The organism is Gracilimonas qinghaiensis, assembly GCF_046602855.1.
Classification (GTDB): Bacteria; Bacteroidota; Rhodothermia; order Balneolales; family Balneolaceae; genus Gracilimonas.
Genome location: NZ_JBKINJ010000001.1, coordinates 350,206 through 362,274, shown reverse-complemented (window position 1 = coordinate 362,274; position 12,069 = coordinate 350,206). Strand labels below are relative to the sequence as shown.

The 12,069-nt window shown below is 42.4% G+C and carries 12 protein-coding genes; 6 read left to right on the top strand and 6 right to left on the bottom strand.

Annotation, left to right across the window (positions count from 1 at the left end):
- The first annotated feature begins 94 nt into the window (after window positions 1-94).
- Both dusB and ACKGJO_RS01600 read left to right on the top strand, forming a co-directional pair.
- Window positions 95-1,084 (top strand): tRNA dihydrouridine synthase DusB, encoded by a 990-nt coding sequence (dusB, locus tag ACKGJO_RS01605; RefSeq protein ID WP_411321651.1) that lies wholly within the window; start codon window positions 95-97, stop codon window positions 1,082-1,084.
- Window positions 1,085-1,222: 138 nt separating this feature from the next.
- Window positions 1,223-1,423 carry a hypothetical protein gene (locus ACKGJO_RS01600; RefSeq protein WP_411321650.1) on the top strand — a complete coding sequence of 67 codons (201 nt, stop codon included), beginning with the start codon at window positions 1,223-1,225 and terminating at the stop codon, window positions 1,421-1,423.
- A 90-nt stretch (window positions 1,424-1,513) separates the two neighbouring features.
- On the opposite strand, the gene ACKGJO_RS01595 is transcribed toward ACKGJO_RS01600, so the two are convergent.
- Together ACKGJO_RS01595 and serS are read right to left on the bottom strand one after the other, a co-directional pair.
- The gene (locus ACKGJO_RS01595; RefSeq protein ID WP_411321649.1) at window positions 1,514-3,538 is read right to left on the bottom strand and encodes a S9 family peptidase; all 2,025 of its coding nucleotides are present in this window, start codon (window positions 3,536-3,538) and stop codon (window positions 1,514-1,516) included.
- Window positions 3,539-3,645: 107 nt separating this feature from the next.
- The gene (gene serS, locus ACKGJO_RS01590) at window positions 3,646-4,914 is read right to left on the bottom strand and encodes a serine--tRNA ligase (protein WP_411321648.1); all 1,269 of its coding nucleotides are present in this window, start codon (window positions 4,912-4,914) and stop codon (window positions 3,646-3,648) included.
- A gap of 186 nt (window positions 4,915-5,100) precedes the next feature.
- Between serS and ACKGJO_RS01585 the strand changes: the two genes are divergently transcribed.
- The 4 genes from ACKGJO_RS01585 (at window position 5,101) to ACKGJO_RS01570 (ending at window position 8,193) form a co-directional block, all read left to right on the top strand.
- Window positions 5,101-5,583, top strand: a complete 483-nt coding sequence (locus ACKGJO_RS01585) for an Lrp/AsnC family transcriptional regulator (protein ID WP_411321647.1) — start codon at window positions 5,101-5,103, stop codon at window positions 5,581-5,583.
- Between the two features lie 137 nt (window positions 5,584-5,720).
- On the top strand, window positions 5,721-7,013 hold the full coding sequence (locus tag ACKGJO_RS01580; protein ID WP_411321646.1) for a sigma-54 interaction domain-containing protein: 1,293 nt from the start codon (window positions 5,721-5,723) through the stop codon (window positions 7,011-7,013).
- Entirely contained in the window at window positions 7,000-7,515 is a 516-nt protein-coding gene (lptE, locus tag ACKGJO_RS01575; protein WP_411321645.1) for an LPS assembly lipoprotein LptE, read from the top strand. Before ACKGJO_RS01580 ends, lptE begins: the two co-directional genes overlap by 14 nt.
- Before the next feature lie 60 nt (window positions 7,516-7,575).
- Window positions 7,576-8,193 (top strand): hypothetical protein, encoded by a 618-nt coding sequence (locus ACKGJO_RS01570; protein WP_411321644.1) that lies wholly within the window; start codon window positions 7,576-7,578, stop codon window positions 8,191-8,193.
- 6 nt (window positions 8,194-8,199) lie between these two features.
- On the opposite strand, the gene ACKGJO_RS01565 is transcribed toward ACKGJO_RS01570, so the two are convergent.
- The 4 genes from ACKGJO_RS01565 to ACKGJO_RS01550 form a co-directional block, all read right to left on the bottom strand.
- Window positions 8,200-8,826 carry an MBL fold metallo-hydrolase gene (locus tag ACKGJO_RS01565; RefSeq protein WP_411321643.1) on the bottom strand — a complete coding sequence of 209 codons (627 nt, stop codon included), beginning with the start codon at window positions 8,824-8,826 and terminating at the stop codon, window positions 8,200-8,202.
- Window positions 8,827-8,892: 66 nt separating this feature from the next.
- A complete protein-coding gene (rpmE, locus tag ACKGJO_RS01560; RefSeq protein ID WP_411323262.1) occupies window positions 8,893-9,114 on the bottom strand; it encodes a 50S ribosomal protein L31 in 222 nt (73 codons plus the stop codon).
- A gap of 72 nt (window positions 9,115-9,186) precedes the next feature.
- On the bottom strand, window positions 9,187-10,674 hold the full coding sequence (locus tag ACKGJO_RS01555; protein WP_411321642.1) for a sigma 54-interacting transcriptional regulator: 1,488 nt from the start codon (window positions 10,672-10,674) through the stop codon (window positions 9,187-9,189).
- Window positions 10,675-10,755: 81 nt separating this feature from the next.
- Window positions 10,756-12,009 carry an anthranilate synthase component I family protein gene (locus ACKGJO_RS01550; protein ID WP_411321641.1) on the bottom strand — a complete coding sequence of 418 codons (1,254 nt, stop codon included), beginning with the start codon at window positions 12,007-12,009 and terminating at the stop codon, window positions 10,756-10,758.
- Window positions 12,010-12,069 lie beyond the last annotated feature (60 nt).

Sequence of the window (12,069 nt, the reverse complement as noted above, 5' to 3'; positions counted from 1 at the left end):
GGCCTTTTTATTCTATACCGTTCCATTTTAAAAAGACTTCAGAAAAATATTATCTTAATTTCTGCTTTAAATACTGTAATAAAATTATCCGTTTATGAAAATTGGATCCATCGAATTACCGGATCAACCTTTGTTTCTCGCTCCAATGGAAGACGTCACAGACTCTCCATTTCGCCAGATATGTCGACGTAAAGGTGCAGACATCGTATTCACTGAATTCATCAGTTCAGAAGCCCTCATCCGTGATTCTGATATTGCCATGCAAAAAATGGATTTCGATGAAATGGAACGACCCTTTGGCGTTCAGATCTTTGGGGGACGTGAAGAGGCCATGGAAGGTGCCGCAAAAGTTGCTGTTGGACAAAATCCTGATCTGGTAGATATAAATTTCGGTTGTCCCGTTTACAAAGTTGTAAAAAAAGGCGCCGGTGCGGGCTGTCTCAAAGACCTTAGTATGATGGAACGCATGGCCGGAACCGTGGTAGATGCCGTAAAAGACCGGCCTGTGACTGTTAAAACCCGACTTGGCTGGGATGATAATACCATAAAGATTCAGGAAGTTGCGTTGATGCTGCAGAAGCTTGGGGTAAAGGCACTTACTGTGCATGCAAGAACAAGAGCACAGAAATACAAAGGCGATGCCCGCTGGGAATGGCTTAAAAAGCTGAAAAATACACCCGGCCTGGAGATCCCTATCATTGGCAACGGTGATGTTACATCACCTGAACTTGCAAAAAAGATGTTTGAAGAAACCGGCGTGGATGGTGTGATGATCGGCCGCGGTGCCATTGGAAATCCTTGGATCTTTGAACAGACCAAACATTACCTTAAAACTGGAGAACTGCTTCCGGATCCTACTGTTAAGCAACGTGTGGAATTATGTGCCGAACAACTCAGGCTTTCGGTTCAACAACATGGCGAGCGTTATGGGGTCATCATCATGAAAAAACATTACGGACAATATTTGAAAGGTGTGCGGAATGGCAAAAACCTTCGTATGGAGTTAATGGAACATGATGAAATGCAGCCAATTCTTGAATTGCTACTCAACTTTGATGAGACTGAAATACATGCGGTTGCTTAGTGAATGATGACAAATTGATAAAGCATTCCACAGCAATTTTATTTTTAGTCTGCACTTAATTATTCATGATTCTATCAAAATTGAATCTTTCGGAGCAATTGACCGTATTCTCTCAAAACTAATTTAACTGTGTGAATCATGTTTACCCGACTGGCTCGACTTTTCAACTCATTCATTGGTGCATCAGCCATAGCTGCAGCCCCTCTTAAAGCCATCACAGGAATTACTATCAGCCTTATTATACCTTATCTGCTCTATGCTTTTCTTGGGGGATTTGGGTTGGCTTTAGCTTTGGTTGCAGTCGTTTGGGGTGCCGTTTGGCTTTCAAAAAAGAAATAATGCCAATACTATCTCTTTAAAACAAATAGGTCCCTGTAGTGTGTATACAGGGACCTATTCAAAAAGTCCGGGCGCTCTGAGATCAGATCATTAATTCTGGTCAGACTTTTCCTCTTCCTTATTTTCTTCAGCTCTCTCCCATGGGTCCCATTCTTCACCTAAGGTGTACTTTTGGATCCATTTAATCTCTTCAATATCACGTGTTCGCTGATTTCGCGGTTCACGGAATCCATGCCCTTCCCGTTTGAAGAACACGTAGCGGGTATCAACCTTACCGATATCTTGCAGATACGTAAAAAAGATCATGCTTTGTTCAGGGGTATCCACCCTATCCTTTTCTCCATGAAGGAACAGAGTTGGAGTAGTGACTTTTGCTGCGTGAGTGGCCGGAGAGCGCATACGATAATCTTCAGGATTGGTCCATGGTTCACCGCCTATATACCAAAGGCGAACATCATAATTAAAACCAAGAGCGTACTCTGAAGACCAGTCTGATACCATAGCTCCGAGTGATGCCGCCTTAAATCGGTCAGTTTTGGTGATCACCGTTCCACCTAGAATTCCACCATAGCTCCAGCCTCTTACAGCCATTTTATTCGGATCAACCTCACCTTCATTAACTAACCTATCAACTCCGGTCATAAGATCCTGATAATCACCGTCACCGATATCCCGCATATTGCCTCTCAGGAAGTCATCTCCATAAGCCGTACTGCCACGCACATTCGGTGCCAGTTGAACATAACCCAATCCCGCCCAAACATGATAACGGGCTGTAAAAGAGTTTGTAAACACTCCGGCAGGGCCACCATGGATATGCAGTAAGAACGGGGCCTTTTGGTTATTCTCTAATTCAGGCGGCAGATACTTGATCCCCTCGACCTCGAGACCATCAGTGCTTTCCCATTTAATCACTTCATATTCGGCAAGGATCAGACTGTCCTGTACCATTGGATTCAGGTCCGTAAGACGGGTTGGGTTATTTAATTCGGACAGATCGGCTACATACAGATCGGTTGGGGTTACAACATCCTCTTTTGTAAAAAGGACTGTTGATCTGTCTTTGTCAAGATCAGCCACTCTTAAAGTTCCCGACATGTCAGTATGTTGTGTTACCTCACCGGTTTCAATATTCAAAGAAAACAGATTGGTGTTGGTCTTAACAGTTCCGCTGAAGTACAACCTCTCACCATCCGGTGATAAATGGTATCCCCTCAAATCACCGTTGAAGCGCTGAGATATCATCTCGTACTGCTTATTTGAAGAATTCATCTTCCAAAGCTTATCCTGCCTCAATTCATGTTCTTCATCATCCGCGGCACTGTAAATGAACTGCTCATTATCCGGTAGCCAGGTCAAACTATTTTCCGGAGCATTATTATCAGTCAGTTGAACTGATACAGAATCGCCGACAGCAAGAAGAAAGATCTCAGATTTGTTACCCTGATTACGCCTGTTTTCAAATCGAGCAGTGTAAAGCAGTTTTGTCTGATCAGGGGAAACTTCGAAATCTCCGACTATGTGCTCATCGTGTGTGATCTGAGTTTCTTCTTTAGTATCCACCTCAAATTTCCATACGTGGCTCCACTTTCCTTCCTGTTGCCCATGAGGTGCCTCATCCACAAAGTAATGATCGTAGCCGGCTTTGTACTCCTTTTCTTCTTCTTTAGACTTTGGTACATCCGATTTGAAATAGATATTCTTACTATCGGCAGACCATTCATAGGAACCGACGCTACTTTTATGCTCTGTAAGTTGAACGGCCTCACCCCCGGCAGTTGGCAGTAAAAAGATCTGAGATGTTCCATCAACGCTTCTTTTCAGAGACAGATACTTACCATCAGGTGAGAATTTAAGATCACTGCCACCCTCTTTTCCCAAATACTGATACTCATCTTCACCAGCCGATGAGATGTGATAATATTTGGTCTCGTACTTATTGTCATCCCAATTCAGTGTAGATTTACCAAAAATGACAAAATCTCCCGCCGGCGAAATTATGGGCGAACGAAGATTGATCATGTTTAGGTAATCATCGGTTGTCATCACTCTTTTTTGAGCAACAGCAGGTAAACCAATGATCAGTAGAAGGAAAAAAAGAAGTATCTTTTTCATAAAGTGATTTTGATGGTTTTATATTTGCCCCAAAATAACATTTCCTTATGCAAATCAAATTGATTTGGTCAGTAAAAGAGGATTTATCACATCAATTTTGCATTGATTTACAGGTGATCGCGGCCAAAAAATGGTTTCAGAACTTCCGGAACCCGAACCCGCCCATTTTCTTCCTGGTAAGCTTCCAGAATGGCAGATACCACCCTTGGCAATGCGAGTCCTGAACCGTTGAGTGTGTGAACGATCTCGATATCTTTCTCTCCCTTTCTATAGCGCAGTTGCATTCTTCTGGCTTGAAAGCTTTCAAAATTGGAACAGGAGCTCACTTCCAGCCAGCGTTTTTGTCCCGGACTCCACACCTCAAGATCATACTTCTTACTTTGGGTAAATCCCATATCTCCGGTACACATCAGCAGTGTTCTGTAGGGCAGATCCAGAGATTCAAGCAGTCCCTCTGCATGCTCACGAAGGCTTTCGAGTTCATCATAGGAATCTTCAGGCTTAACGATCTTAACCAACTCAACCTTATCAAATTGATGTAATCGATTCAAACCTCGAACATCTTTACCGTATGAACCGGCCTCACGTCTCCAGCAAGGCGTGTGGCACACGTATTTCTTTGGGATCTCTTTCAGTTCAAGGATCTCATCTCTGTGAAAATTGGTCACAGGCACCTCAGCAGTAGGGATGGTGAAGAATTCATCACGCGGGATCACATACATCATATCCTCTTTATCCGGTATCTGTCCGGTTCCGCGAGCTGAGTCTTCATTCACAAAATAGGGTGCCTGTAATTCAGTGTAACCGTTTTTAACAGCCTCGTTTATAAAGTAGTTGATCAACGCCCGCTGCAGCTGTGCCACAGGGCCAACGTAGAATGGGAAACCCGCTCCGGTTACTTTAACCCCGCGTTCAAAATCAACCCAACCGTGGCGTTCCGTTAAATCCCAGTGCGGTTTCAGCCACTCCCGTTCATCCGGCTCGCCCCATGATCTGAAAGTCTCATTATCATCCTCAGTAGCTCCCACAGGTACACTAGGATGTGGCACGTTGGGTATTCTAAGCAAAAGGTCGTCGCGTTCTTTGCGAAGTTCTTTAACCTCTTCATCAATATCCTTGATCTGCTCTTTCATAGCAGATGTTTCCTTAATTATGGCCTGAGCTTCTTCATTTTTGCCCTGCCCCATCAACTGCCCGATCTTAGAAGATTTCGTGTTACTCTCACTTCTCAGCTGATCACCTTCGTGAACCTTTTCTCTCCATTTTTTATCAGCATCCAACACTTTTTCAACGACAGATGTATCTTTTTCTCCTTTGTCGATGATCGCTTTTTCTACCGTTTCCTTATTATCCCTGATAAAGTTAATGTCGAGCATTGCCTGTTATTCTTTATAATTAGTTTATATCAAAGATAAGAGGTATTCCATTTTATATCGCACCTTTTTTGATACAGTATTCAGTTCAATGAAAAGAAAAATGGAAGCGCTTTTTTGATTGACTACCTAAATAATTAAGGTTATCATTGTTCATTCAAAGTATTTTAAGGCCAAAACCCAATTAAAATGAGCCAATTGCTAGACGAAACCGATATTGCGATCCTGAATCACTTGCAAGAACACGGGAGAGCACAGCGCAATACCATTGCTGAGATCGTGAATTTATCTGTACCCTCTGTTTCTGAAAGGATGAAAAAACTGGAAGAACGTGGCTTGATCGAAGGCTACAAAGCAATCCTTAACAGTAAGAAATTCCACTTCGATATCACTGCCTTTATTTTTGTTCAGGTAGATGGATCTGAGAACTACGCAAACTTTGTAGATCAAGCTGCGGTCGAAGTTGAAATCCTCGAGTGCCATTCCATTACAGGCGATGGCTCACACTTCCTAAAAGTAAGAACCAAGAACACCGGTTCCTTTGAAGCACTTCTCTCTAAGATACAGTCTTGGGAAGGGGTCAGTAAAACGCGCTCAAATCTTGTTCTTTCCAGTTTCAAAGAGACCCGGCAGATCCCGGTAGAGCACGCAAGTGAACTGATCAAACAATAAGCTCTCCCATATTTTAGCAGAGTTTAGATTTACTTACTAAAGTAAGAATCGTTAACTTACGTCAATCTGTCAGTAAGTAAATCAGAGGCCGGCTTGGATGATAGACATCCGGTCTCAGTATATATGAACCACTATATATGGATCGAGAAGTATTTCAGGAACAATATGGATTATTAGGGAAGTCTGAAGCCATGCGCCAAGTGATCGACAAGATCATGCAGGTTGCTAAAACAGACATCACTGTTACCCTTCAGGGAGAAAGCGGTGTTGGTAAAGATGTAACGGCAAGAGCCATTCATGCCATGAGTGATCGAAGCCGGAATAATCTGGTTATTGTGAACTGTGGTGCTATCCCGGAAGGCATTATTGAAAGTGAGTTGTTTGGACATGAAAAGGGAGCGTTCACCGGAGCTGAAACATCCCGTGAAGGTTATTTTGAAAAAGCTGACGGAGGCACCATTTTTCTTGACGAGATCGGTGATACTCCTAAAAATGTTCAGGTAAAACTTCTGAGAGTACTTGAAAATGGAGAGTTCTTCAGGGTGGGTTCCAGTAAGATCAAAACCACTGATGTACGAGTAATCGCTGCAACCAATCAGGATCTCTGGCAAATGGTGCAGGATGGTGATTTCAGGGAAGATCTTTACTATCGCCTTGATACCGTTCAGATCAAATTGCCGCCTCTCAGAGACCGGCAGGAAGATATCATACCTATATTCAAAAAATTCGTTGAAGAATACTCGGCCCGTTACGACTCTGTTTTTAAAGGATTCTCTGACGACGCAAGAGAACTATTGATCTCCTACCGCTGGCCGGGTAACATCAGGGAATTGCGAAATGTAGCAGAGCAACTGGTGGTACTTGAAAAGTCTCAATTCATAGACACCGAAAAACTACAGAAATATCTGAAAGGCCGGCAACATCAGGGTAGCGCAGATAATCTGCCCATGGTTTCACAAGACAGTCAGGATAGAAGTTCTTACGAAGAGGAGGAGCCTTTAGATAAGAAAGACCGTGAATTGGTCTACCGTGCACTGGTTGAATTGCGGAATGACATTGCGGACGTAAAAAAGATGTTTGCTAATTTTTTGTACTCTTCTTTTTCCGCCAAAAATCTAAAGGCCCTCCCGCCTTCCGTTAAAGAAGAAGTCGACAAAACCGACGTTTCAGACGTAAACATAAATTTGGGTGAGCACGCAACTTTAGGTATGCAATCGATGCCCGAAGATGAAGAGATCGAAACCACCGAAGAATCAGAAATGGCTGAATTTCTTCAAAATGATCAGATACCATCGATCGAAGAAGCCGAAAAATTTCTGATACAACAGGCCCTGCAACGATTTGATGGAAACCGCAGAAAGGCCTCAGAAACACTGGGCGTTAGTGAGAGAACCCTTTATAGAAAATTGGATCAATATGGGCTTGACTAAACTAAAGGCAGTAATGCTGATCTTGATCAGCTTTTCCTTCGCAGGTTGCGTTACCTATAGTTTTACGGGAGCCTCCATACCCAGCGATGTCAATACAATTTATATTCCATTTTTTCCTGATCAATCTAACAGTGGCCTGGGGGATCTGGGTGATCAGCTCAATCAAGTTCTGATCGATCGTTTCGTAAATCAAAGTAGCTTACAACTGGCAAATAACGAAGCCGATGCAGATGCTGTTCTGGATGGATCGATCACATCATATTCCAACCGACCATTCAGTATTGGCGGAGACGAACAAACAGGACAAAATCAAGTTTCCATTTCCGTTCGTGCTTCCTTTAAGTATGCTTCCAAAGAAGAGCCTGAATGGAACAAAAGTTTCAATGGCAGGGCTACTTACGACCCTGCCCAAAACCCCATTGACGGTGAGCGTGCAGCAGCAATTGAAGCCCTGGAACAAGTTGCTAACAACATGTTCAATGATGCTGTTAGTAATTGGTAGACAAATAGCTTTGATTGTAAGTACACTTCACGTTATTATTGATCAGCCTTAATTTTATCTATGCAAGATTTTCCCTTTAACATTCCCAAATCGCTCTCCTCCTATGTGGAGAAGTTTGATGAGGATCCTCAGCTGATCACTCAAAAGCTAAAAAAACATCTTAAAAAGCGAGGGCCAGATGCAGTTGGACACTTTCTGCTGTCGTGGTTTTATCACCTTCGGGGTTTGGATAAAGAAGCTACTAGAGAAGCTCTAAAGGCTAAAACCTATGCCCCCGGAAGTCCCTTAATGGAACACTTGCATTACTTTCTGGTTCACCCTGAGAAATTTGAAGCCGCTGTTCCCGTTTCTTCATACAGTTCGGGTACCACAAAGCTGCAACAAGCTGCACGAACCTCTTCTGTCTTAGATCTTGACCGCCTTATAGAAATGCTTGAGCAGGTGGAATCAAAGCGTATTCAGATTCCCGGAGAAGACGAAGATTTTGATGACACGGATCTTTCTAAAGAGTCAGAAGAAGTAGATGACCTCGTTTCAGAAACCCTGGCCAAAATTCATGCAAAACAGGGTCGAAAAAAAGAGGCTTTAAAGATGTACAAGCGTTTGATAGAGATCAATTCAGATAAGGCTGATCACTATCAGAAGCAGATAGGTAAACTAAAGAAAAATAAAAACTAAGACCTACTATTCCTGTACAAACGAGTTATTCTTCTTTTCATGCCCTATGTTAGTTTCAGGACCATGGCCCGGATAAACAACGGTTTCTTCCGGAAGTGTGTACAATTTTTCTTTGATACTTTTTTCCAGCACATCAAAACTGCCTTTGTAAAGATCAGTTCGTCCAATACTTTCTTTGAACAAAGCATCTCCGGCCAATAGCACCCCTTCTTCTTCAAAATAAAGGGACAGATGATCGGGCGAGTGTCCCGGAGTATATAAGCATTTGAATTTGAAAGAAGCGATCTCAAATTCACCATCAGTCGGCAAATTTTCAGGAATGAAATCGAATCCACCCTGATCGAGGCCAAACATTTGTGACTGACTGCCAAAATTTTCCCACAAGAAACGGTCTTCTTTGCTGTAGTAAACAGGTACCTCAAAGTCTCTCAAGGTTCTTTTCAAACCCAGTACATGATCAACGTGAGCATGTGTCAGTACGATGGCTTTAAGTTCTCCGGTCAAACTTTTTTTAACCTCCTGAAACTCAGGTTCCCTGGAAAATCCCGGATCAATGAGCAGATGTTCTTTGCCTTTTGTCAACAGGTAGGTGTTTTCTAAAAATGGTCCGACTTCAAATTTTTGTATATCCATAACTGTCTGAAATAAAAAAAGGATGTACCGGTTAAGATACATCCTTTTATAAAATGTTTTCTAAGCTTACTTATCTTCGCCTTTCCCGTAACGACGCTTAAAGCGGTCAACACGGCCGGCTGTAGAAGTAAACGTATTGCTCTTAGTATAGAATGGGTGGTTTTTAGAATCTACCTCACTGCGGTATACACCATCTTTGGTGTCCATAGTGCTGCGAGTTTCGATCTCAGTACCATCGCTCATCAATACTGTAATCTCTTTATAATCTGGATGAATTCCTTTTTTCATGGTCTTGTACTTGCTTGAAATTTGCAAAGGCTTTAAAGATAACACTAACTATAACTGAATTCAATCTATTTATTACTCAAATTCATCATAGTCTTCATCATCAAACCCTCCAAGTGATGAAAACATAGAACCAAGCATGTCAGTATAAAGGGTTTCATCGTCAAGGTCCTGTTTACTTAGCATTGAATTTTGGTGTAGAGCTTCAAGGACCAGGTCCTTCCACACATTTATTTCACTTTTGGGCCTGTCTTTTGCATACTCAGAGATCAGTGCGTCTAAACCGGCCACCTTGTTCAAGGCTTCATCATAGCCTTTATTCGTAAGTGTGTCACTGATATTGATCTCATTACCATTGGCGAACCAATCGGTAATTTTCTTATAAACTGATTTCTTTTCCTCGCTTTTGGCTTGCGGATCCGGAAAATACAGTTTAAAGATCCCATTGATAGCTTTGCCTAAAATATGCTTGGCTACACTGATTGCTCCCTCCTGTTCACCCTCATAAACCAGCTCAATTTTCCCCGTTAGTGCGGGTACCATGTGGAACAGATCTGCCACACGCACAGTCGTTTCTGATTCATCATTCAGTATAGCTCTTCTTTCAGCAGAGGATACTACCTGCTCCAGTGCGGTGATGGTCATTCGGGTTGAAACCCCGCTCTTCTGATCTACGTACTCTGAATCACGAGCCTCGAAAGCTGCTTTTTCAACGATCTCGCGAATGAAATCCGGAATATGGATCTTGATGCCTGACGCCCGTTCCTGCCAAGCTTCCTGCCGGGTGATCTCCACTCCTATCCCCAATTCTTTAGGATAATGTGTAATGATCTGTGAATCGATCCTGTCTTTTAATGGCGTGATTATATTACCACGATTCGTATAATCTTCAGGGTTTGCTGAAAAGGCCATTGAAACGTCCAGCGGAATACGCACATTGAATCCACGTATCTGAATATCTCTTTCCTGCATGATATTAAGCAGTGCTACCTGAATTCTGGGTTGCAGATCAGGTAATTCATTGATCACGAATATCCCTCTGTTCGTTCGGGGTATCAATCCAAAATTGATCACATTCTGATCAGCCAGTGTCAGCTTTTTTGTAGCCGCTTTGATAGGGTCGATATCACCGATCAGATCAGCAACGGTTGTATCAGGTGTTGCTAATTTTTCTCCGTAGCGGAATGATCTGTGTAACCATTCAATAGGGGTATCATCTCCTTTTTCAGCGATCAGATCTTTGGCATATTTAGAAAGAGGATTCAGCGGGTCATCATTGATCTCCGATCCCTTGACAACAGGTATGTACTCATCCATAAATTGCACCATCATTCGCAGGATCCGGGTCTTAGCCTGCCCACGAAGACCAAGCAGTATCATGTCATGCTTTGAAAGAAGGGCGTGCTGTATCTGCGGTAATACTGTTTTTTCGTATCCAAGGATGCCGGGAAATAGTTCCTCCTTATTCCTGATCTTCTTGATCAGATTCTGTCGTATCTCATCCTTCACGGAAATCGATTTCCAACCACTCTCTTTTAACTCACCTAGGGTACTAGCTCTCATACTGCTTATTTTCTGAAATGAAACTTATGCCTTTTGCCCTTATAACTTTTATTTTATGAGGTTCATTCAGGATAATCTCACTCAGGAAAATAAATCTGTGATGGCTTTAGCCTTAAGCATTGTTTCTTCCCATTCCTGTTCCGGGTCAGAATCACTTGTTATAGCACCGCCCACAGGATATACCAATTTGTTTCCTTCAATTACAGCTGTTCGGATAATCACATTCAGATCAAAATCACCATTAGGGGAAAAATAACCCAAAGCCCCTGAATAAATACCTCTCTTGTATTCCTCATTATTATCGATCGCTTTCATTGCTGCGATCTTCGGTGCCCCTGTCATGGATCCCATTGGGAAACAGGACTTGATCAGCTCAATACTATCGGTATCTTCGGGCAAGGTACATTCTACGGTAGACACCATTTGATATACCGTTTCAAAGCTTTGTATCTCAAATAAGCCGGATACTTTTACCGACCCTTTTTCAGCTATCCTGTTCAGATCGTTTCTCACCAGATCTACAATCATGAGATTTTCAGCTCTTTCTTTTTCTGATTCCGCCAGTCTCCTGGCCGACTCCACTCCCCCCGATTTTGGAGCCGTTCCTTTGATAGGCTGTGACCAGGCTTTATTTCCGGATCTGCCTAAAAACCGCTCCGGTGATGAGCTGCATACTTCATAACCATCAAAACTCATGTAAGCACCAAAAGGAACAGGACCAAGCTTTTTCATTTTTTCATACAGATCCAGCCCAGCCCCTTCAAAATGAAATTCTAAAGGATGTGAAAGATTGATCTCATAATATTCACCTTCGTAGATATCTTTCTGTGCAAGCCGGATCTTATCCTGATAATTTTGCCGGTCGATGCTTTTAGCAGGTTTCAACTTAAAATCTGATGGTGCGTATGAGCTATTTTCAAATTCAGGGAGTTCACCCTTTAGCAATTTGCAATTATAGTCTTTATCAAATTCTACAAGTAGTTCGGGAGTAAAAAAGAACAGATCAGGTGCATCCTCAACTGGTTGGTTTGAACTCTCAAGATTCTCTAGATAATTTTTGAGATCGTATCCCAAATAACCGAACATCCAGTCCCTATGAGCATTGTAGAATTCAGAAAGTGCCAGCCAGGGATCTCCTGAAAATTTATTTTTTTTACCTTTTGAGAACATTATAATCTTATCTCCTCTTGCCTTTATCCATGCAGAAGCACTTGCAGCTACATAGCTTTTTGTGCTGGATGGATGGTCAGGCATTTGTGACTCCAAAAGAATCACCGGTCCGTCAGTTCGAAGGTGACCGATCAGGTTTGGTATGTTAATTCGATTTGTTTTCATAATATCGGGCGATCGATTATAAGGCTTCTTCAACTCTTTTTGAACGTTTTTTCGTATTAT

What these genes read in the sequence shown, in the direction of transcription:
- dusB (WP_411321651.1), top strand. Translation starts at nt 95, where the DNA reads ATGAAAATTGGATCCATCGAATTACCGGATCAACCTTTGTTTCTCGCT.
- ACKGJO_RS01600 (WP_411321650.1), top strand. Translation starts at nt 1,223, where the DNA reads ATGTTTACCCGACTGGCTCGACTTTTCAACTCATTCATTGGTGCATCA.
- ACKGJO_RS01595 (WP_411321649.1), bottom strand. Translation starts at nt 3,538, where the DNA reads ATGAAAAAGATACTTCTTTTTTTCCTTCTACTGATCATTGGTTTACCT.
- serS (WP_411321648.1), bottom strand. Translation starts at nt 4,914, where the DNA reads ATGCTCGACATTAACTTTATCAGGGATAATAAGGAAACGGTAGAAAAA.
- ACKGJO_RS01585 (WP_411321647.1), top strand. Translation starts at nt 5,101, where the DNA reads ATGAGCCAATTGCTAGACGAAACCGATATTGCGATCCTGAATCACTTG.
- ACKGJO_RS01580 (WP_411321646.1), top strand. Translation starts at nt 5,721, where the DNA reads ATGGATCGAGAAGTATTTCAGGAACAATATGGATTATTAGGGAAGTCT.
- lptE (WP_411321645.1), top strand. Translation starts at nt 7,000, where the DNA reads ATGGGCTTGACTAAACTAAAGGCAGTAATGCTGATCTTGATCAGCTTT.
- ACKGJO_RS01570 (WP_411321644.1), top strand. Translation starts at nt 7,576, where the DNA reads ATGCAAGATTTTCCCTTTAACATTCCCAAATCGCTCTCCTCCTATGTG.
- ACKGJO_RS01565 (WP_411321643.1), bottom strand. Translation starts at nt 8,826, where the DNA reads ATGGATATACAAAAATTTGAAGTCGGACCATTTTTAGAAAACACCTAC.
- rpmE (WP_411323262.1), bottom strand. Translation starts at nt 9,114, where the DNA reads ATGAAAAAAGGAATTCATCCAGATTATAAAGAGATTACAGTATTGATG.
- ACKGJO_RS01555 (WP_411321642.1), bottom strand. Translation starts at nt 10,674, where the DNA reads ATGAGAGCTAGTACCCTAGGTGAGTTAAAAGAGAGTGGTTGGAAATCG.
- ACKGJO_RS01550 (WP_411321641.1), bottom strand. Translation starts at nt 12,009, where the DNA reads ATGAAAACAAATCGAATTAACATACCAAACCTGATCGGTCACCTTCGA.